Below are 20,139 nucleotides of genomic sequence, written 5' to 3' on the forward strand. Positions count from 1 at the left end.
TGAATGAGACTGATTGTTGGAATGACTGGCGCCACGGGGGCACCGCTCGGCGTCGCGCTACTTCAGGTGCTGCGCGAGATGCCAGATGTTGAAACCCACCTGGTGATGTCGACGTGGGCGAAAACCACCATTGCGCTGGAAACGCCCTGGAGCGCCCGCGAGGTTGCTGCATTAGCCGATTATCGCTACAGCCCCACGGACCAGGCGGCAACCATTTCATCTGGTTCATTCCACACCGACGGCATGATTGTCATTCCGTGCAGCATGAAAACGCTGGCGGGGATTCGCGCCGGTTACGCCGATGGCCTGGTGGGGCGCGCTGCCGACGTAGTGCTGAAAGAGGGGCGCAAGCTGGTGCTGGTGCCGCGCGAAATGCCGCTCAGCACTCTTCATCTGGAAAACATGCTCGCACTTTCGCGCATGGGGGTGGCGATGGTGCCGCCCATGCCCGCGTTCTACAACCATCCACAAAGCGTTGATGACATCACACAGCACATCGTGGCACGCGTGCTGGATCAATTTGGCCTTAAACACCCGCACACCAGGCGCTGGCAAGGATTGCAGCAGACACTGAATTTTTCTCAGGAGGACGAATAATGGCATTTGATGATTTGCGCAGCTTTTTACAGGCGCTCGATGACCACGGGCAGTTGCTGAAAATCAGCGAGGAGGTCAACGCCGAGCCGGACCTGGCCGCTGCCGCTAACGCCACCGGGCGTATTGGCGACGGTGCTCCGGCGCTGTGGTTTGATAACATTCGCGGTTTTACCGACGCTCGCGTCGCAATGAACACTATCGGTTCCTGGCACAACCACGCGATTTCTCTCGGCCTGCCGCCCAATACTCCAGTCAAAAAGCAGATTGATGAGTTTATCCGCCGCTGGGATAACTTCCCCATTGCGCCGGAGCGTCGCGCTAACCCGGCGTGGGCCGAGAATACCGTCGACGGCGAAGAGATTAATCTGTTCGATATTCTGCCGCTGTTTCGTTTAAACGACGGCGACGGCGGTTTTTATCTCGATAAAGCCTGCGTGGTGTCCCGCGACCCGCTTGATCCTGAACATTTCGGCAAGCAAAACGTCGGTATCTACCGCATGGAAGTGAAGGGCAAACGTAAGCTCGGCCTGCAACCGGTGCCGATGCACGATATCGCCCTGCACCTGCATAAAGCGGAAGAGCGCGGCGAAGATCTGCCCATCGCGATTACGCTGGGTAACGATCCGATCATCACCCTGATGGGCGCGACGCCGCTGAAATACGATCAGTCCGAGTACGAAATGGCGGGCGCGCTGCGTGAAAGCCCGTACCCGATCGCCACCGCACCGCTGACCGGTTTTGATGTGCCGTGGGGGTCAGAAGTCATTCTCGAAGGTGTCATCGAAAGCCGCAAACGCGAAATCGAAGGACCGTTCGGCGAATTTACCGGGCACTACTCCGGCGGGCGCAACATGACGGTGGTGCGCATCGATAAAGTCTCTTATCGCACGAAACCGATTTTTGAATCGCTCTATCTCGGCATGCCGTGGACCGAAATTGACTACCTGATGGGACCGGCCACCTGTGTACCGCTCTACCAGCAACTGAAAGCCGAATTCCCGGAAGTGCAGGCGGTAAACGCCATGTATACCCACGGCCTGTTGGCGATTATTTCCACCAAAAAACGCTACGGTGGTTTTGCCCGCGCGGTTGGCCTGCGCGCAATGACCACGCCGCATGGTCTGGGTTACGTGAAAATGGTGATCATGGTCGATGAAGACGTTGATCCGTTTAACCTGCCGCAGGTGATGTGGGCGCTCTCCTCGAAAGTGAATCCGGCGGGCGACCTGGTGCAGTTGCCGAATATGTCGGTGCTGGAACTTGACCCCGGCTCCAGCCCGGCGGGGATCACCGACAAACTGATTATCGACGCCACCACGCCGGTCGCGCCGGACAAGCGTGGTCACTATAGCCAGCCGGTGGTGGATTTACCGGAAACCAAAGCCTGGGCTGAAAAACTGACCGCCATGCTGGCCGCACGCAAATAAGGAGAAGATGATGATTTGCCCACGTTGTGCTGATGAACAGATTGAAGTGATGGCGACATCGCCGGTGAAAGGTGTATGGACGGTTTACCAGTGCCAGCACTGCCTCTATACCTGGCGTGATACCGAACCGCTGCGCCGCACCAGCCGCGAACACTATCCAGAAGCGTTCCGGATGACGCAAAAAGATATTGATGATGCGCCGATGGTGCCGAGCATTCCGCCGCTGCTGGCGGAGGATAAGCGCTAATAAAACAGTGCCGGGTGACGGCTTCGCCTTACCCGGCCTGGGAAATAAGCAGGTCTGTTTCGGTGCGAAAATTGAGCGCATGCAGGCGCGCTTGCAATAATTAATAGTTATCGTGAATGTTACCAGCTACCCATATATGACGATAGCTATGTGCATCTATTTTTTGATAACGAACGGCGGACATTAGCGTAAACTCAACTTTTATATGAGGTGTTATTATACCCTGTAGGGTTATTTAATTATTTGGATCCGCATACCATGAATAGGATGATGGGATATGCTCAGACATTGTTGTACTTTTCTGCTGATAAGTTGTTTTTTAGTATTTTTCGCGGATGCCGCATCAATAGAAGAGATAAATCGGTTTGATAAAATAATAGAAGTTGGTGATGTATTGAAGTGCTCGGCTTCTTTTAATCTAAAGAATAATGATAAAGTTTATAAAATAGATTCTTGGGCGATAATGAAAGTCCTTTCTTCTGAAGAAAATAAAAAGCGCTATCGCACAACACAATATTTTCGTCTGCAAGGTACGCAGGTTCCCTATATCCGTTATGAAAGTATTGTTGTTGTTACTCGGGAAAGCCGTGGAGGAAGAGAAGAGATCGAGCCAGACAGTGTGCAGGTATTTTACCCGACAGCGCCAGAGCAGGAGGCCGCACTGGTCAAGGAGGTACGCAATATGGCACCGTTCTATTACTCCTTTGAGAATATCACCTTTACGCATTTCCCTGACTACACAGGAAAAGTGAAATACCCGGCAGTAGAAGAGGAAGTGACTCTGTATTGCCATTTGCTCGGGAAATAAACATTGATATGCCCGGCAATGTTGCGCTGCCGGGCATAGCGTTATTATACCAGACTCTTCTACCGGTAATGCCACCCGGTGGGCAACCGACAGGAGTGGGTAGGCCTGATAAGCAAAGCGCATCAGGCAAAGGGTAATCAGCATGCGTTATCATGCGCAGGCTTATAATCAATCACCGGTTACCCGTATATGGCGATAACTCTGTGTATCTATTTTTCTGATAGCTGACATTAAAAATACATCGGGGCCAGGACGTTAATCCAGTTTCTTTGCCATGATGGCATTAATTTTCTCGTCAGAGATTGCGCCCTCTGCTTTGGCTTTATTTAACCAGTATAATGCTTTTTCTTTATCAACACCTTTGACATCAAAACCCCAGGCGTAGATTCGACCTAGTGAAATTTGTGCATCAGGTAAGTTTTGAGCGGCCGATTTTTCAAACCAGTACTTAGCCTGTTGCATATCTTCGGGTACACCACTGCCTGCTAAAAAAAGCGTTCCATAATTATACTGTCCAATTCTATCACCTTTTTCGGCGGCAAATTTCAGGTGCGAGGCCGCTTCTTCATAATTTTCTGCAACAGATGCGATAATTCCTAAGTTGGCATGAGCAATAGGATCGCCCTTTTCCGCTGCTTTGGTTAACCAGAACTTTGCCTTATCAAGATTCTGGAATTCCTTTGGACCAAATTGGTAGATGTTTGCGCAGTTCACCTGTGCCTGAATATTACCTTGATTTGCCGCTTTCTCGTACCAGGTGATCGCATTTTGATAGTCAGGGGGCGTGTTTTTATCCCCTTTTTGGGATATCAGTCCTAAATAAAATTCCGCTGCCGCATCACCCCGATTTGCCGCAAGATTGAACCAGTAAATCGCTTTATCGCGGTTTATGACACCGGTAGTGCCTTCGTTGTATAAAAGACCTAACACTTTTTGTGATTCGATATCACCGCTCTGCGCTTTGGTGATGGTATCGCTCAGGATATCTTGTTTAGTTTGAGAGTAGCGCTTTTCAGCCTGAATAAGATCGTCAATCGATGGGGCCGCTGCAGAATAGCCTGTAATGGGGATTTGAAGAATTAATAGTGCAAATAGAATTATTTTTTTCATATGTATTTTGAATGCTTCGTTGAATTACATTCTTTATTATACGCCACCTATTATTTGTCAAAAATAATCAATTGTCCCCAATGGCTAAAAAACATCGGGGACAACACAATTACACCAAGCTCTTTAACCGATAAATCCACTCCAGCGCCTGGCGTGGCGTCAGGGAATCCGGGTCGAGGTTCTCCAGCGCCTCAACGGCAGGGGAGGTCTCTTCCGGGACTGACAGCAGAGACATCTGCGTACCGTCTACCTGCGTGGCGGCGGCATTCGGCGAAATGCTTTCCAGCTCGCGTAGCTTCTGGCGTGCGCGTTTAATCACCTCTTTCGGCACGCCCGCCAGCGCGGCAACCGCCAGGCCGTAGCTCTTGCTGGCTGCGCCATCCTGCACGCTGTGCATAAACGCGATGGTTTCACCGTGCTCCAGCGCATCCAGATGGACGTTGGCGACGCCCTCCATTTTCTCCGGCAACTGAGTCAGTTCGAAGTAGTGGGTGGCAAACAACGTCAACGCTTTGATTTTGTTTGCCAGATTTTCTGCACAGGCCCACGCCAGCGACAGGCCGTCGTAGGTGGAGGTGCCGCGACCAATCTCATCCATCAACACCAGGCTGTTTTCAGTGGCGTTGTGCAGGATATTGGCGGTTTCGGTCATCTCCACCATAAAGGTTGAGCGACCGGAAGCCAGATCGTCTGCTGCGCCGACGCGGGTGAAGATACGGTCGATAGGTCCGATCTCCACGCTTTGCGCCGGAACATAACAGCCGATGTAGGCCAGCAACGCAATCAGCGCAGTTTGACGCATATAGGTACTTTTACCGCCCATGTTGGGGCCGGTAATGATCAACATCCGACGCTGTGGAGAGAGGGTTAGCGGGTTGGCGATAAACGGTTCAGAGAGCACCTGTTCCACCACCGGATGGCGACCTTCGATAATCCGAATGCCCGGTTTATCCGTAAAGGTTGGGCAGGTGTAATTCAGTGTATACGCGCGCTCGGCGAGATTTATCAGGACGTCCAGCTCAGCAAGCGCATTGGCGCTCTGCTGCAACACGTCCAGATGCGGTAACAGCAGGTCAAACAGCTCGTCATACAGCTGTTTTTCCAGCGCCAGCGCTTTGCCTTTGGAGGTGAGAACTTTGTCTTCGTACTCTTTCAGCTCTGGGATAATGTAGCGCTCGGCGTTCTTCAGCGTCTGGCGACGCACATAGTTAATTGGCGCGAGGTGGCTCTGGCCACGGCTGATCTGAATGTAATAACCGTGCACCGCGTTATAGCCGACTTTCAGGGTATCCAGGCCGGTACGCTCGCGCTCGCGAATTTCCAGTCGGTCGAGATAGTCGGTTGCGCCATCTGCCAGCGCACGCCACTCGTCCAGCTCTTCATTGTAACCCGGAGCAATGACGCCGCCGTCGCGCACCAGCACCGGTGGCGCATCGACAATCGCCCGTTCCAGCAGCTCGCGTAGCTCCGTAAATTCGCCCATTTTTTCACGCAGCATCTGTACGGGATCTCTGTTCACCGTTTCTAGCTGCGCGCGCAGTTCCGGCAACTGCTGGAAGGCGTGACGCATGCGGGCGAGATCTCGAGGGCGGGCGGTTCGCAGCGCCAGACGGGCGAGAATACGTTCCAGATCGCCAACCTGCCGCAGTACGGGTTGCAGTTCGCTGGTGGCATCCTGCAACGCGCCAATGGTTTGCTGTCGTTCGGTCAGAATTTTGGTGTCGCGCACCGGCATATGCAGCCAGCGCTTGAGCATTCGACTGCCCATCGGGGTGACGGTGCAATCAAGTACGGAAGCCAGCGTATTTTCCACGCCTCCTGCCAGGTTTTGCGTGATCTCCAGGTTGCGGCGTGTGGCCGCATCCATGATGATGCTGTCCTGCTGGCGTTCCATGGTGATGGAACGAATGTGCGGCAGCGATGTGCGCTGGGTATCCTTCACGTACTGCAACAGACAGCCCGCGGCGCATAATCCGCGCGGGGCGTTCTCGACGCCAAAACCGATCAAATCCCGCGTACCAAATTGCAGGTTCAGCTGCTGGCGAGCGGTATCGATTTCAAATTCCCACAGCGGACGGCGACGCAGGCCGCGACGGCCTTCAATCAGCGTGGTTTCAGCGAAATCTTCCGCGTAGAGCAGTTCGGCGGGGTTGGTGCGTTGTAACTCTGCGGCCATGGTTTCACGATCGGCGGGTTCGCTTACGCGAAAACGTCCGGAACTGATATCCAGCGTGGCGTAACCGTAGCCTTTACCGTCTTGCCAGATAGCAGCCAACAGATTGTCCTGACGTTCCTGCAACAACGCTTCATCACTGATGGTGCCTGGCGTAACAATACGTACGACCTTGCGCTCAACCGGGCCTTTGCTGGTCGCCGGATCGCCAATCTGTTCGCAAATCGCCACGGACTCGCCCTGATTGACCAATTTGGCGAGGTAGTTTTCGACCGCATGATGCGGGATGCCCGCCATCGGGATAGGTTCGCCCGCAGAGGCGCCGCGTTTAGTCAGCGAGATGTCGAGCAGTTGAGACGCACGCTTAGCATCGTCATAAAACAGTTCGTAAAAATCGCCCATGCGATAGAACAGCAGGATCTCCGGATGCTGTGCTTTCAGCTTGAGATACTGCTGCATCATGGGGGTATGAGAATCTAAATTTGCTATTGAAGTCATTGGTTTGTGATGTCCATTTTCTTTAATTTTAATGAGTGAGTGATTTTTGTTGTTCTCATTAAGTTTCACGGCGTCTCATTGGATCTCATGAACGTCTGCATTATCTGTTCATGGCTACATAGAGAGCATGATAACGGACTCTTTATGGCAGGAAAACAAGAGGCAGAGCCTCTGTCGTTTAAAACGCCAGAAATGATGATGTCAGGTGATAAGCGAAAATCGGATCTTGTACATTTCTCGCGGTACAACCGGAGTTGTGTCTTTCTTTTACCGGAACAACCGCCCTACAACTGACCATCAGATTATATGAAGTCGTGTAGAAACCTTGGTATAATGGTTATAGATTACACATTCGATAGCTGAGGAACCGCGATGAGCAATAGCAAAAAAACGCAGGCGTATTATGTTAAGCCGTCTCGTGCCGACATCGTTCGCTCGGTAGCTACGTCAACCGCAGTTGAAACGGGTCAATCCTCTGAGAAGATCGAAGCTTCGCTTGAAGCTACGCGCAAAAAATTCGCCCATCTTCGCCTTGCCGTTTAGTCACTGCGCAACGCCGTTTTGACCCAATAGCACATTGGGTTGTAGTCCATCGACATACCTGCATGGATAGCCGAAATGTATTTGGCTTTGTTTTGCTCCCAACTTTGATAATCCAGTGGTTTGTATCCTCCCTGAACCGCCATCACATCGGCTAAAAGTCGCGATAAACGTCCGTTGCCTTCCCTGAATGGATGGATGAGTATCAACTCTACATGGGTTACAGCAATAGCCTCAATGAGTTGTTCCTTGCTCATGTCGGTACAGGGTGTATATCGGGCCAGGTACTTAGTGTCGAATTCGTGTAGTAGCTTTGGCAACTGTGCAGAGGGGGCGAACATAAAGCTGCCCTTGCTGATGTTTACCGCTCTCTCTTGCCCAGCCCACTCGTAGATGTTCCCCAGCCAGCGGCGGTGCCAGTTTTTCAGCAGAGCAATGGTGAGCTGTCCTTGTGGAAACTGCTCTTCAAAAACAAACCGATAGAGTTGTTCTAACAGGACAAGTTCTGCCTCATCCATCTCATCAGAATGAGTAATCCCCAGCTTGTTTGCCAGAATTTGCTCACCAGAGTTTTTCTCATACAGTCCTTCACTACCGGAGACATGGTATCGGCTCATGGGAACATCCTGCGTTAATGGGGGAAGAGATCGTTGGAAAACAAGAAAATTATAACGCTGGACGAGTAGGACAACAATTTTTCATAATCAGATAGTTACAAGATCTCCGGTTAAAATATAGTTTTCTGTTTTAATAGAAAAAATCGTTAAAAATCAGTATTAACAGAACAATGCACCATGGGAGATTTAAAATCTAAATTTGCTATTGAAGTCATTGGCTTGTGATGTCCATAGCCGTTCCCCCCGCCCGATTTACGGGTTAATTGACCCGGATTAATAATCTGCATCTCGCGGTACACCGCTGCATCGGGAAACATTTCGCCATAGTATGATGTTATTTCAAGCCGCAAAATTAATATCGCTGACTATTAATTCCAATTGCATTAATAATAATTGAAGCAAGAATTAAACATGTCCTTAAAATGCAACAAACGGTTCATTTGAAATATATTCTTTAGCCACCATAATGGGTAATTCTACTAATTATGGTAGTAGAAGTGATTGCTGGGATGGGGTAATGAAATTTATTGTGTATTTAATTTTATTGATTATAAATCAATGTGATGAGTTGTTTTTGTTGAATCTAACAAGACAAAGAAGACCTTTTAAAAACCTTTGCCAGGATTAATCCTATAATAGCCTTAAACCCTCTAATTATGGTGGGGAATGGCCGGATAATATTGAATTGACGAAAAGCTTATGTAAACTTGTTTCCTGTTTGTTAAAAAATTCAGGATGAAATCGGGCCTTATTCTGTAAGGCTTTTGCGGTAGCTATACCCAAAGAATAGTAACACTCATAAAATGTCTGGAATATTCTTAGCGATCGCATTCAAATCAAATTCACCTCTCATATTGATCATTATCTAAATATCGCTACGGAAAAGCATATGAAAATGCGCGTACTGTTTTCACTTCTGTTTGTAATGGCAGTGGCGGGCTGTAAAGCGCCGCAGAAACCTGTGATTACCGACGATACCATCGTGACCAGCCAGGTGAATGGTGTCACGTTAACCCACCGACATGTTGTTGTTCCGCCTGCGGAATTTACGCCAGTGAACGAACCTTATCGCGCAATGTATCCGGCTTCTCTGATGAGCCGCCCAGACTACAGCGGAAAAGTCATCCGTACCCTTGAGACCGGTAAAACCTACACGGTACTGGGACAGGTAGAGTCCTTCTGGATGGCGCTCGCCGACGAGGGCAACGATCAGTTGATCGGTTATGTGCCAATGCGGGCCGTGATTAAGGCCGACCAGTATGACGCGACGGTACGTAAGCAGGCCATGCGGCCGAAAGCGCGTAAGAAAACGACCTGCGTAGACGTGGACGGTAACAGCAAAGCCTGCAAAGACAGCGCCAACGGGACCTGGATCCTGAACTAAACGGGCTTCACGAGCTTATTTTTATGAATAATAAAAATTTTCACAGGATGTGGTTGGCGTTTTTCGTGGTGCTATTCACCCTGGTTAGCGGTTGTTCATCGTCTTCACACAGCGATCCCTCCCGCTACAATCTGCAGTTTCAGGCCCATCCGCAAATCAATGATTCGGCGCCGCTCAAAGTGAGAGTGCTGCTGCTGAAATCCGATGCGGATTTCATGTCCAGCGACTTTTATTCCCTACAGAACAACGCGTCGGCCACGCTTGGCGCGAATCTGCTTAACAGCGATGTGTTCTTTCTGATGCCCGGCCAGCTTTCGAAAACCCTGAGCGGACAAAGCTCGCCTGAAGCACGCTACATCGGCGTGATGGCGGAATACCAGATGCTGGATGGAAAAAAGTGGCGCGTCTCTCTCCCGTTGCCTGTCCCTGGCGAAAATCATCTTTACCCGTTCTGGAAAGGGTCCGCAGACGAACTGCAGGCCAGCGTCTTTCTTGATGTAAACGGGATCCGGGTCATCAGCCAGTAACGCGCTTCATAACAGGAATCACATCATCATGACGAAAGCAGAAAAGGTCGTCTGGACCGAAGGGATGTTTCTGCGTCCACACCATTTTCAGCGGACAGAAAGTTACCTGCTCAACCACGTGCGTGAATGGGGAGCGCTGCAACGATCGTATCTGTGGGGATTTCTCGATGTTGAACTGGACGAGGCGATGCTTCGTCAGGGATGCATTGCGCTGAGCTACGCGAGCGGGCTACTTCCCGACGGCACCTTTTTCCACCTGCGCACTGGCCGCAACGCGCCGCCGCCGCTGAAAATCCCTGACAACCTCACCAATGAAAAGGTCGTGCTGGCATTGCCGGTTCGCCGGGGTGAGCGTGAAGAAGTCATCTTTAGTGAAGAGCATGCTTCGCTGGCGCGCTTCATGGCCTATGAGCAAGACGTTGAAGACGATAACGCGATGTCGGTAGGCGACGCCACGGTACAGTTTGGTCGGCTGCGTCTGAAATTGATGCTGGAAAAAGATCTGACGGCAGAATGGACCGCTATCGGCGTGGCGTTCGCCACCGAGAAGCGTAACGACAATCACGTGCGGCTGGATAACAGCTACATCCCGCCGATGCTGAATGCCAACAACAGCCCGCCGCTTTACAGCATGATTAACGATCTCCACGGTTTGCTGGTTCAGCGCAGCCAGCAGATTGGCGGTCGTTTGCGCCAGCCTGGGCGCTTTAACACGTCTGAACTGATTGAATTTACGCTGCTTTCGCTGGTGAATCGCCACTTGGGCGAAGTGTCGCATTTCAAAACGCTCCCGCTGCTGCACCCGGAAACGCTCTGGCGCAGCTGGCTGCCGTTTGCCACCGAACTCGCTACCTGGACGTCGCAACGCACCGCAGAAAGCGTACTGCCCGTGTACGATCATGACGACCTGGCGGGCTGCTTTAGCAAACTGATGCTGATGCTCCGCCAGGGGCTGTCGCTGGTGATGGAAGACCATGCGATTCAGCTGCCGCTCAACGAACGCTCCCACGGCCTGAATATTGCCACCGTACCGGAAACGAGCATGGTGCGTGAGTTTGGTTTCGTGCTGGCCGTTAAAGCCAACGTGCCGGGCGAGCAGCTGCAAACCCATTTCCCTGCGCAAATGAAAGTGGCGCCCGTCTCCAAAATCCGCGATCTGGTTCAGCTTCAGTTGCCGGGCATTATGCTGCGCGCTATGCCCGTCGCGCCGCCGCAGATCCCCTGGCACGCTGGCTACAGCTACTTCGAGCTGGAAAAGGGGGGAGAACTGTGGAACGAGATGGATAAGTCCGGCGCGTTCGCCCTGCATCTTGCGGGGGAGTTTCCGGGACTCGATATGGAGTTTTGGGCCATCCGTAGCCCGACAGAATAATAAGGCGAGCGCTTACTATGCAGGAACGACAGGAGCCCGGCAGCGATGCCGCGTTTACCACAGCGAGTGGGAATAACCCGCTGGTGGCGGCCGCCAATCCGCTGCTCAATGCGATTGCGCAAATCCGTCATTCGGTCTCTCACGATGATCAGTTGGCGTTACGCCAGCGCTTAATCGACGAAATTCGCCGCTTCGAAGTGCGCTGCCAGCAGGCAGGATTGCCGTATGAAGTGATCGTCGGCGCGCGCTACTGCCTGTGCACGGCGCTGGACGAAGCCGCCGCGCTCACCCCCTGGGGCAGCAGCGGCGTCTGGTCCAGCAGCGGACTGCTGGTGACCTTTCATAACGAAACCTGGGGTGGGGAGAAATTCTTCCAGCTGTTGGCGCGCCTGTCGCAGAACCCGCGTGAACACCTCCTGTTGCTGGAAATGATCAACTACTGTCTGCTGCTCGGTTTCGAGGGACGTTATCGGGTGCTGGATAACGGTCGTACCCAGCTTGAAACCATCAAGCAGCGGCTGTGGCAGATGATCCGTGGCGTGCGCGGCAGCTATCCGCCTGCGCTCTCTCCGCATCCGGAAGATAGCCCGGTGCTGCGCAAACTCTGGCGGCCGATGGTGCCGCTGTGGGCCTGCGTGGCGCTGGGCGGTTTTATCGCCTGCCTCTTCTATATCGTTCTCAACTGGCGCCTCGGTGACAGCACCAATCCGGTGCTGGCGAAGATCTACCAGTCTCAACTGCCGGAAACCACGATTCAACATCCGGCGCAACACTTGCCTGCGGTGCTGAACCTGCGCGGTTTCCTGAAACCTGAAATTGATGCCGGGCTGCTGGTGGTGAAGGATGAAGCGGATCGCAGCGTGGTGATTCTGAAAGGTGACGGTCTGTTCGCTTCCGCCTCCACGGTGGTGCGTGACCGCTATGAACCGGTCATCGACCGCATCGCCCAGGCGATGAATAACGTCAGCGGCAAAATTCTGGTGGTGGGGTACAGCGACAACCTGCCGATTCGCAGCGCGCGCTTCGCCTCCAACTATGAGCTTTCGCTGGAACGTGCACGCTCAGTACAAAAACAATTGCAGGGAAGACTCTCGCAACCTGAACGCGTGAAAGCGGAAGGGCGAGGCGAGATCAATCCCGTCGCGCCAAACAACACGCCAGAAAACCGCGCCCGTAACCGCCGTGTGGAAATTACTCTGCTGGTGTCGCCTGAAAATACCCAGGCTGAGCTGAACGGATTGCCGCAAGGAAACTAAGGATGCTGACAACTCTTCTTTCCATTCTCACCAATCGCGTGCTGTGGAGCCTGCTCGGCGTAACGGCGCTCGCTGCGGTGATCTGGATGATTGGCCCGCTGCTCTCCATTGTGGATACCCGGCCGCTCGAATCTGAACAAAACCGCATCATCAGCATCGCGGTGGTCTACCTGATCTGGGCCCAGAGCCATATCCTGCCGCGTTTGTATAACGCCTGGCTAAACCGCAAGTTGATGGACAAGCTCAATGAGAATACCACCAGCCCGGAAGCGGCGGATCCCCAGAAGCGGCTGAACAGCGAGGAGCAGATCCTCGCAGGACGTTTCGACGAAGCGGCGCAGATGCTGAAAAAAGCCCACTTTAGCAAAGCGGGTAACCGCACGCAGTGGACCCAGCGTTTCAGTACGCAATATCTCTATCAGTTGCCGTGGTATGTGATTATCGGCGCGCCGGGTTCCGGCAAAACGACAGCGCTGGCCAATTCCGGGCTGCAATTCCCGCTGGCGGACCGCTTCGGTAAAACCGCGCTGCGGGGCATCGGTGGCACCCGTAACTGTGACTGGTGGTTTACCAACGAGGCGGTGCTGCTGGACACCGCCGGGCGCTACACCACACAAGAGAGTGAGCAGGTGCAGGACGCCAGCGAATGGCTGGAGTTCATCGCGCTGCTGCGTAAATACCGTCGCCGTCAGCCGATTAACGGCGTCATTATCACCATAAGTCTTTCCGACTTGCTGACCCAGTCCGCGGAGGCCTCCCGCCAGCAGGCGGTAAACCTGCGCCAGCGTCTTTCTGAACTGCATGAGCAACTGGGTATTCGCTTCCCGGTCTATGTGATGGTGACCAAGGCCGACCTGCTCAAAGGCTTCCGCGCCTGGTTTGCTGATTACGACAAAGCGCAGCGCGATCAAATCTGGGGCTTTACGCTCCCCTGGGAGCAGACCAAACACGCCGACTTTGATCTGATGGGCAACTTCACCCGGGAGTTCTCGCTTCTGCAACAGCGTCTGGATGCGGGTCTGCCGGAAACCATGCTTAAAGAGCACGATGCGAAAACCCGCGCCGACGCGTATCTCTTCCCGCAGGAGTTCGCCGCGCTGCGCCCGCTGCTGGCGGACTACCTGAGCACGGTCTTCGCCCGTTCTAACTTTGAAACTGAGTTCTCACCGCGCGGGATCTACTTCGCCAGCGGGACTCAGGAGGGGATGCCGTTCGACCGCGTGATGGGCGAACTGAACCGCGCGCTCTCGTTGCCGGAAGGCGAGGAAAGCGATAGCTGGGATTCTGTCAGCAAGGCGTCGCCGATCCCGGGCGCGAAAGGCCAGAGTTTCTTCATCAAAAACCTGCTGCAAAACGTCATTTTCCAGGAAGCGGGTATCGCCGGGGAAAACCGCTGGTGGGAACTGCGCAATCGTGCCGTTACCTGGTCTGGTTATGCGGCGATCCTCGCTCTGTTGGTTATCCTTAGCGGGCTGTGGCTCATCAGCTTTAACCGGAACAAGGCGTATCTGGAAGAGGTGGATGCAAAAGTGCCGCACCTGGAGCAGCAGAGCAAAGCGTTGCAAAACCAGCCACAGCGCGATCTGTTTGCCCTCCTGCCGCTGCTCAACGATCTGGTGGAACTACCAAAAAGCAACGCATTTGACGTCAACGATCCTCCGGTGACTCGCCGTATGGGGCTTTATCGCGGTGATGACGTCAGCGACGCCTCGCAGTCTCTGTATCAGAAAGCGCTGGATCAGATGCTGCTGCCTGCCGTGGCGATGCACATCACCACCTGGCTGCGTAACGATAACGGCAGCGATGTGGAATACAGCTACGAGGCGCTGAAGGCGTATCAGATGCTCTATCAGCCGAAGCATTACGACGGCAAGTTTTTGCACTCGTGGGTGATGCTGAATTTACAACGCAATCTGCCGCAAAACGTCACGCAGGCGCAGCTTCAGCAGCTCGAATGGCATCTGACGCAACTGCTGGAGCCGCAAATTCAGTCTTCGCCGTATGCCCAGGACGAGACGCTGGTGGCGCGCGAGCGGGCGCTGATCAACCAGCAGCCGCTCTCCACCCGTGTCTATGGTCGTCTGAAACGTCTGCTTGAGCATGATGAAAATCTGCAGCCGGTTTCGCTGGCGGACCTGGGCGGCCCGCAAAGCGAACTGGTCTTTTCACGTAAAAGCGGCAAACCGGTGAGTGAAGGCGTGCCGGGCCTCTACACCCCGGACGGCTACTGGAAGAGCTTTAACGGTCAGATAGACAACGTGACCACCGCTCTACACGAAGATGATGCCTGGGTGCTGGGCGCGACGTCGTCGCAGGAAGACAAACCGCAGATCGATAACGCCGTACGCCAGCTCTACATGCGTGACTTTATCGCGAACTGGGATCGCTTCCTTGCGGATATTCAGCTCAACAACAGCGCCGATCTCTCCCAGCGAATCAATACGGCGCGCCTGCTCTCCGGCGCTAACTCGCCGCTGCGCCGTCTGGTTCAGAATCTGAGCCAGGTGCTGGATCTGTCGCACAATGCACCAGCGCCCGAGGATGCCGGGAAAGTCCAGGAGCAGGGCAACGGGGCCACCCGCACGCTGGAAGCGCTGTTCAGCAACAATGACGCAGCGCCGACACAGCGCGCGGTCATGACGCAAACCCCTGAACAGCGGGTTACCGAGCATTATGCGCCGATGATTGAGCTGGCGCAGCCGCTGGAGAAGGGCGGTAAAACGCTCGTTTTTGATGATTTTCTCAAGCAGGTGGATGAGCTTTACCGCTACCTGACGGCCGTCCAGGACGCCGCTAACAGCGGCATGCCGGCACCGGGCGGCGAAGCGATTAGCCGTCTGCAGGCCAGCGCGGGTCGTCTGCCTGGCGGACTGCAAACCATGTTCAGCAATATGGCGGTTGGCGCCAGCAGCGATACTCAACGTCGAGATCTGGAAAACGTCCGCAAGCGGATTAACGTGGAAGTCGGCGGTTTCTGTCGCCAGGCGATAGCCGGTCGTTACCCACTGGTTCGCAGTGCCAGCACAGAGGTCACGCCTGACGATCTCGCCCGCATGTTCGCACCGGGCACCGGGCTGATGGACACCTTTTTCCGCGACAATCTGACTAACAAGGTGGATACCACCCAGGCGAACTGGCGCTTTATGCCGGGCATCGATGGCAAAACTCTGCCGGGGAGTGAAGGGCTGCTGCGCCCGTTCCAGCAGGCGCAGTCAATCCGGGACGCGTTTTTCGCCAACGGCGCAACCACCCCCTCTTTCAAGGTGACGGTGCGCACTGTGCGGATGGACAACACCATTCTGAACCTGACGCTGGACGTGGACGGGCAGCAATTGCGCTACAGCCACGGCCCACAGGCCGTGCAGATAATGAACTGGCCGGGGCCGGGCGGCACAAATCAGGTGCGTATGCAGTTAGGGCTGGCGAATGGCAGTACGGCTACGCTGGTGACCAACGGTGCCTGGGCGCTGAACCGCTTTTTCGATAAAGCGCGCACCAGCCCCGGCGCGGGCAGCCTGAGCCGTCAGGCTACCTTCAGCGTGGACGGCCATCAGGTCACGCTGGAATTTGCGCCAAACAGCATTCGTAATCCGTTCCAGCTTCCCCGTTTCTCATGCCCATAACCGCAAGGACAGCCGTATGACGAATCCCCCTGCGATGAACCTCTACAGCTGGTATGGCAAATTACCCAGCGCAGGCGACTTTCTGCAGCGTCGTTTTCCTGACGCGTTACAACGCCAGTGGTCCCACTGGTTTCAGGTCGGCCTGCTGGCCTGGCAACAGGAAGAGCAGCGCAGCGGCGAGCGCCAGTTCGCCAAAGCCCCGGTATGGAATTTTGTCGTACCGCCGATGCTGGGTAGCCAGATGATCCAGATGGGCTGTCTGCTGCCAGCCCGTGACAGCGTGGGGCGACAGTATCCGGTCTGCGTTCAGCTTAGCTTTACGCCTGCCGAGTGGTCGCCGCGCATGCTGGGGCAGGCTGAAAGCTGGTACCAGCAGCTTGGCCGGGTGGTACTGCACGCGGTGCGCAACGGTTACTCCGCCGCGCAACTGGAGGAGGCGCTGATGATGATTCCACCGCCACAGCCCGTTGAGCCGCAGATGCGCTCCGACATTCTGGACGTGATTGGTTATGCCGAAGACGACCCGGTAACCCTGGGGTGGCCGCAGGCGGCAGAGTGCTTCGACCCGCAGCGCCAGGCCAGCTTCTGGTGGACCAACCGCTGCGATGGCTACCCGCTTTATACCCACGTTCACAGCGGAAACTTTACCGGGCAGCTTTTTACGCTGCTGTTCGATCCGGCAGGCGGCGCCCGACCGGGCCGTCACGGCCTCTATCCGCCGATGTTTGAATAAGCAGGGACTCCATGAATATTGATGAAATTCTCGCGCCGATAAGCCATGAAAACCCCTGCGGCGAAAATCTTGAGTACGACGCCGACTTTCAGGCCATGGGGCAGGCAAGCCAGGGCAAAGCCGAACAGCAGTTCGGCGACACCATTATTCCTGCGGAACCTGCCGACTGGAATACGGTGGAAAAGCTCGCCACCCGTCTGTTGGGGCGCACCAAAGATCTGCGCGTCATGCTGGCGTTAACCCATGCCTGGACACGGCGTCGGGGGCTATCGGGATACGCGGACGGGCTGTTGCTGGTCGAGCAGGCGCTTTCCCGCTACTGGGAACCGCTGTATCCACGGCTGGAAGAGTATGGCGAAACCGATCCGTTCTACCGTATTAACGCCCTCGCGGGGCTGGGCGATAAGTCCGATCTCACTTTCGCGCTGCGTAATGCCTCGCTGTTGCGTTCAAACGGCGACGAGATTTCGCTGCGCGATGCTCAGGCGCTGCTCGATGGCAGCAAAACCGAATGCCCGGATTATCCCGGCGGCCGTCCAAGGCTGATTGATGAACTGGCCCGTGGCGGCCAGCCTGGCACCGAAGCGGTTTTCTTGATTAACGAACGGCTGCTGGCGATTCGCGATCGGCTGGTCGGGCACCTCGGGGAGAGCGGCGTACCGGAAATGGAACAACTGCTGAAAACCGTTGGGCTGGTGGCCAGCGCCTGTCAGGTGACCGATATCAGCACGCTGTTGCCGGGCGCTGAGGCGTCGGTTGAACAAAGCGCAACGCCGCCGACCGCCGCAGTTCCGCCCGTTTCGCAGGTCGCGGACTGGCGCAGCGTGCAGGTCACCAGTCGCGCCGACGCGCAGCTGATGCTGGAGAAAGCGAAGCAGTATTTTGCGCAGTATGAGCCGAGTCACCCCGCACCGTTGATGATTGAACGGGTGCAGCGGCTGTCTGAACTCAACTTTATGGACATTATTCGCGACCTGGCGCCGGACGGCGTTAACCAACTGGAAAACATTTTTGGACGCCGCGAATGACGCGTCCAGGCATTATGACGACAGGCATGACGTCTGCCGTTTCACCTTCACCGCGCATCTTTGACGGAGAACATCATGGCAATGAGTAACAGTGGGCAGAAATTCATCGCACGTAACCGTGCCCCCCGCGTGCAGATCGAGTACGACGTAGAGATCTACGGTGCAGAACGTAAAATTCAGCTGCCGTTTGTGATGGGCGTAATGGCCGATCTGGTGGGCAAACCGGTCGAAAGCCTGCCTGCGGTCGACGAGCGTAAATTCCTTGAAATCGACATCGATAACTTCGACGAACGTATGAAAGCGCTGAAGCCGCGCGTCGCATTCCAGGTGGATAACACGCTAACCGGCGAAGGTAAGCTCAACGTCGATCTGACCTTCGACAGCATGGATGACTTCCTGCCGGATGCGGTGGCCCGCAAAGTTGAACCGTTGAACAAGCTGCTGGAGGCGCGTACCCAGCTCTCCAACCTGCTGACCTATATGGACGGCAAAAACGGCGCGGAAGAGCTGATCGCTAAAATTCTGCAGGATCCGACGCTGCTCAAATCCCTGAGCCAGTTGCCGAAAAATGACGATAGCGCGAAAGGTAGCGAGGAATAATCGATGAGCAACCAGACTCAACAACAAGAGCTGCAGGCAGATCAGGCGTTCAGCCAGGACGAATTCAGCGCGCTGCTGAACAAAGAGTTTCGCCCCAAAACCGATCAGGCGCGTTCGGCGGTGGAGAGCGCGGTAAAAACGCTGGCGCAGCAGGCGCTGGAAAATACCGTCACCTTCTCAAACGACACCTACCGCACCATTCAAAATCTGATTGCCGGTATTGATGAGCAGCTTTCGCAGCAGGTGAATCAGATTATTCACCATGACGAGTTTCAGAAACTGGAAAGCGCGTGGCGTGGCCTGAGCTATCTGGTCAACAACACTGAAACCGACGAGATGCTGAAGATCCGCTTTATGAGCATCTCCAAACAGGAACTGGGTCGTACCCTGAAACGTTACAAGGGCGTGGGCTGGGACCAGAGCCCGATCTTCAAGAAAATCTACGAACAAGAGTACGGTCAGTTTGGCGGCGAGCCGTTTGGCTGCATCGTCGGTGACTACTATTTCGACCATAGCCCGCAGGATGTTGAGCTGCTGGGGGAAATGGCGCGCATCGGTTCTGCGGCACACTGTCCGTTCATTACCGGTACAGCGCCGGGCGTGATGCAGATGGAGTCCTGGCAGGAGCTGGCCAACCCGCGCGATCTGACCAAAATCTTCCAGAACACCGAATATGCCGCCTGGCGTTCGCTGCGTGAATCGGAAGATGCCCGCTATCTGGGGCTGGTGATGCCGCGTTTTCTGTCTCGTCTGCCGTATGGCATTCGGACTAACCCGGTCGACAGCTTTGATTTTGAAGAGCAAACCGATGGCGCTAACCACAACAATTATTCCTGGGCGAACGCCGCCTACGCGATGGCCGCCAACATCAACCGCTCCTTCAAAGAGTATGGCTGGTGCACCTCGATTCGCGGCGTGGAGTCCGGCGGAGCAGTCGAAAATCTGCCGTGCCATACTTTCCCAAGCGATGATGGCGGCGTGGACATGAAATGTCCGACCGAAATCGCCATCAGTGACCGTCGTGAAGCTGAGCTGGCGAAAAACGGTTTTATGCCGCTTATTCATCGCAAAAACTCCGACTTTGCGGCGTTTATCGGCGCGCAGTCGCTGCAAAAACCGGCGGAGTACCACGATCCGGATGCCACCGCCAATGCCCGTCTGGCGTCACGTCTGCCCTACCTGTTCGCCTGCTGCCGTTTCGCGCACTACCTGAAGTGTATCGTGCGCGACAAAATCGGTTCCTTCCGCGAGCGCGAAGAGATGGAACGCTGGCTGAATGACTGGGTGATGAACTACGTGGACGGCGACCCGGCCAACTCCTCCCAGGAAACCAAGTCCCGTAAACCGCTGGCGGCGGCCGAAGTGCAGGTGCAGGAAATCGAAGATAATCCGGGCTACTACGCCGCGAAGTTCTTCCTGCGCCCACATTATCAGCTGGAAGGCCTGACCGTTTCGCTGCGTCTGGTTTCTAAACTGCCGTCGCTGAAGACGCAGGACGCGTAATGAAGATTACCGGCTCTACGGGGCCGGTAATCTATTCAGTATTGACCTAACTCGTGAAATATAACCATCGACATTCATTAACCTCAGGGAGGCTCT

The 20,139-nt window shown here is 54.6% G+C and carries 17 protein-coding genes and 1 pseudogene; 14 read left to right on the forward strand and 4 right to left on the reverse strand.

All coding sequences use genetic code 11. The annotated features are described in order from the left end of the window. The first annotated feature begins 3 nt into the window (after positions 1–3). From P2W74_RS04755 to P2W74_RS04765, 3 genes are read left to right on the forward strand one after another with little or no spacing between them, the layout of a single operon-like run. Positions 4–597 carry a non-oxidative hydroxyarylic acid decarboxylases subunit B gene (locus tag P2W74_RS04755; protein ID WP_276294114.1) on the forward strand — a complete coding sequence of 198 codons (594 nt, stop codon included), beginning with the start codon at positions 4–6 and terminating at the stop codon, positions 595–597. Beyond that, positions 597–2,024 carry a non-oxidative hydroxyarylic acid decarboxylases subunit C gene (locus P2W74_RS04760; RefSeq protein ID WP_276294115.1) on the forward strand — a complete coding sequence of 476 codons (1,428 nt, stop codon included), beginning with the start codon at positions 597–599 and terminating at the stop codon, positions 2,022–2,024. Before P2W74_RS04755 ends, P2W74_RS04760 begins: the two co-directional genes overlap by 1 nt. A gap of 10 nt (positions 2,025–2,034) precedes the next feature. Then, entirely contained in the window at positions 2,035–2,271 is a 237-nt protein-coding gene (locus tag P2W74_RS04765; protein WP_276295126.1) for a non-oxidative hydroxyarylic acid decarboxylases subunit D, read from the forward strand. A 40-nt stretch (positions 2,272–2,311) separates the two neighbouring features. Here the strand turns inward: P2W74_RS04765 and P2W74_RS04770 are convergent. After that, positions 2,312–2,455 (reverse strand): annotated as a pseudogene (locus P2W74_RS04770) (protein-serine/threonine phosphatase); the annotation flags it as partial. A 93-nt stretch (positions 2,456–2,548) separates the two neighbouring features. On the opposite strand from P2W74_RS04770, the gene P2W74_RS04775 reads away from it, so the two are divergent. Continuing rightward, positions 2,549–3,079, forward strand: a complete 531-nt coding sequence (locus P2W74_RS04775; protein WP_276294116.1) for a hypothetical protein — start codon at positions 2,549–2,551, stop codon at positions 3,077–3,079. A gap of 255 nt (positions 3,080–3,334) precedes the next feature. Here the strand turns inward: P2W74_RS04775 and P2W74_RS04780 are convergent, their stop codons facing one another. Next, positions 3,335–4,189 (reverse strand): tetratricopeptide repeat protein, encoded by an 855-nt coding sequence (locus P2W74_RS04780; RefSeq protein ID WP_276294117.1) that lies wholly within the window; start codon positions 4,187–4,189, stop codon positions 3,335–3,337. A 109-nt stretch (positions 4,190–4,298) separates the two neighbouring features. Then, the gene (gene mutS, locus P2W74_RS04785) at positions 4,299–6,860 is read right to left on the reverse strand and encodes a DNA mismatch repair protein MutS (protein WP_276294118.1); all 2,562 of its coding nucleotides are present in this window, start codon (positions 6,858–6,860) and stop codon (positions 4,299–4,301) included. Between the two features lie 372 nt (positions 6,861–7,232). On the opposite strand from mutS, the gene P2W74_RS04790 reads away from it, so the two are divergent. After that, entirely contained in the window at positions 7,233–7,403 is a 171-nt protein-coding gene (locus tag P2W74_RS04790) for a hypothetical protein (protein WP_192613263.1), read from the forward strand. On the opposite strand, the gene P2W74_RS04795 is transcribed toward P2W74_RS04790, so the two are convergent. After that, complete coding sequence (locus P2W74_RS04795) at positions 7,400–8,017, reverse strand: Fic/DOC family protein (RefSeq protein ID WP_276294119.1); 618 nt, start codon at positions 8,015–8,017, stop codon at positions 7,400–7,402. The genes P2W74_RS04790 and P2W74_RS04795 overlap by 4 nt on opposite strands. An 889-nt stretch (positions 8,018–8,906) precedes the next feature. On the opposite strand from P2W74_RS04795, the gene P2W74_RS04800 reads away from it, so the two are divergent. The 9 genes from P2W74_RS04800 (at position 8,907) to tssC (ending at position 20,043) form a co-directional block, all read left to right on the forward strand. After that, positions 8,907–9,401 (forward strand): SH3 domain-containing protein, encoded by a 495-nt coding sequence (locus P2W74_RS04800; protein WP_276294120.1) that lies wholly within the window; start codon positions 8,907–8,909, stop codon positions 9,399–9,401. A 23-nt stretch (positions 9,402–9,424) separates the two neighbouring features. After that, a complete protein-coding gene (tssJ, locus tag P2W74_RS04805; protein WP_276294121.1) occupies positions 9,425–9,928 on the forward strand; it encodes a type VI secretion system lipoprotein TssJ in 504 nt (167 codons plus the stop codon). Between the two features lie 28 nt (positions 9,929–9,956). Continuing rightward, the gene (gene tssK, locus P2W74_RS04810; RefSeq protein ID WP_276294122.1) at positions 9,957–11,300 is read left to right on the forward strand and encodes a type VI secretion system baseplate subunit TssK; all 1,344 of its coding nucleotides are present in this window, start codon (positions 9,957–9,959) and stop codon (positions 11,298–11,300) included. Between the two features lie 17 nt (positions 11,301–11,317). Then, positions 11,318–12,556, forward strand: a complete 1,239-nt coding sequence (locus P2W74_RS04815) for a DotU family type VI secretion system protein (RefSeq protein WP_276294123.1) — start codon at positions 11,318–11,320, stop codon at positions 12,554–12,556. Between the two features lie 2 nt (positions 12,557–12,558). After that, complete coding sequence (tssM, locus tag P2W74_RS04820; protein ID WP_276294124.1) at positions 12,559–16,179, forward strand: type VI secretion system membrane subunit TssM; 3,621 nt, start codon at positions 12,559–12,561, stop codon at positions 16,177–16,179. Positions 16,180–16,195: 16 nt separating this feature from the next. Then, positions 16,196–16,912: a type VI secretion system-associated protein TagF gene (gene tagF, locus P2W74_RS04825; protein ID WP_276294125.1), complete on the forward strand. Its 717-nt coding sequence runs from the start codon at positions 16,196–16,198 to the stop codon at positions 16,910–16,912. 11 nt (positions 16,913–16,923) lie between these two features. Next, positions 16,924–17,940: a type VI secretion system protein TssA gene (gene tssA, locus P2W74_RS04830; protein WP_276294126.1), complete on the forward strand. Its 1,017-nt coding sequence runs from the start codon at positions 16,924–16,926 to the stop codon at positions 17,938–17,940. Positions 17,941–18,015: 75 nt separating this feature from the next. Beyond that, a complete protein-coding gene (gene tssB, locus P2W74_RS04835; protein WP_276294127.1) occupies positions 18,016–18,540 on the forward strand; it encodes a type VI secretion system contractile sheath small subunit in 525 nt (174 codons plus the stop codon). A gap of 3 nt (positions 18,541–18,543) precedes the next feature. Then, positions 18,544–20,043: a type VI secretion system contractile sheath large subunit gene (gene tssC / locus P2W74_RS04840; protein ID WP_203360209.1), complete on the forward strand. Its 1,500-nt coding sequence runs from the start codon at positions 18,544–18,546 to the stop codon at positions 20,041–20,043. The last annotated feature ends 96 nt before the right edge of the window (positions 20,044–20,139 follow it).

Source organism: Citrobacter enshiensis (assembly GCF_029338175.1).
Lineage (GTDB): Bacteria > Pseudomonadota > Gammaproteobacteria > Enterobacterales > Enterobacteriaceae > Citrobacter_D > Citrobacter_D enshiensis.

What these genes read in the sequence shown, in the direction of transcription:
- P2W74_RS04755 (WP_276294114.1), top strand. Translation starts at nt 4, where the DNA reads ATGAGACTGATTGTTGGAATGACTGGCGCCACGGGGGCACCGCTCGGC.
- P2W74_RS04760 (WP_276294115.1), top strand. Translation starts at nt 597, where the DNA reads ATGGCATTTGATGATTTGCGCAGCTTTTTACAGGCGCTCGATGACCAC.
- P2W74_RS04765 (WP_276295126.1), top strand. Translation starts at nt 2,035, where the DNA reads ATGATTTGCCCACGTTGTGCTGATGAACAGATTGAAGTGATGGCGACA.
- P2W74_RS04775 (WP_276294116.1), top strand. Translation starts at nt 2,549, where the DNA reads ATGCTCAGACATTGTTGTACTTTTCTGCTGATAAGTTGTTTTTTAGTA.
- P2W74_RS04780 (WP_276294117.1), bottom strand. Translation starts at nt 4,189, where the DNA reads ATGAAAAAAATAATTCTATTTGCACTATTAATTCTTCAAATCCCCATT.
- mutS (WP_276294118.1), bottom strand. Translation starts at nt 6,860, where the DNA reads ATGACTTCAATAGCAAATTTAGATTCTCATACCCCCATGATGCAGCAG.
- P2W74_RS04790 (WP_192613263.1), top strand. Translation starts at nt 7,233, where the DNA reads ATGAGCAATAGCAAAAAAACGCAGGCGTATTATGTTAAGCCGTCTCGT.
- P2W74_RS04795 (WP_276294119.1), bottom strand. Translation starts at nt 8,017, where the DNA reads ATGAGCCGATACCATGTCTCCGGTAGTGAAGGACTGTATGAGAAAAAC.
- P2W74_RS04800 (WP_276294120.1), top strand. Translation starts at nt 8,907, where the DNA reads ATGAAAATGCGCGTACTGTTTTCACTTCTGTTTGTAATGGCAGTGGCG.
- tssJ (WP_276294121.1), top strand. Translation starts at nt 9,425, where the DNA reads ATGAATAATAAAAATTTTCACAGGATGTGGTTGGCGTTTTTCGTGGTG.
- tssK (WP_276294122.1), top strand. Translation starts at nt 9,957, where the DNA reads ATGACGAAAGCAGAAAAGGTCGTCTGGACCGAAGGGATGTTTCTGCGT.
- P2W74_RS04815 (WP_276294123.1), top strand. Translation starts at nt 11,318, where the DNA reads ATGCAGGAACGACAGGAGCCCGGCAGCGATGCCGCGTTTACCACAGCG.
- tssM (WP_276294124.1), top strand. Translation starts at nt 12,559, where the DNA reads ATGCTGACAACTCTTCTTTCCATTCTCACCAATCGCGTGCTGTGGAGC.
- tagF (WP_276294125.1), top strand. Translation starts at nt 16,196, where the DNA reads ATGACGAATCCCCCTGCGATGAACCTCTACAGCTGGTATGGCAAATTA.
- tssA (WP_276294126.1), top strand. Translation starts at nt 16,924, where the DNA reads ATGAATATTGATGAAATTCTCGCGCCGATAAGCCATGAAAACCCCTGC.
- tssB (WP_276294127.1), top strand. Translation starts at nt 18,016, where the DNA reads ATGGCAATGAGTAACAGTGGGCAGAAATTCATCGCACGTAACCGTGCC.
- tssC (WP_203360209.1), top strand. Translation starts at nt 18,544, where the DNA reads ATGAGCAACCAGACTCAACAACAAGAGCTGCAGGCAGATCAGGCGTTC.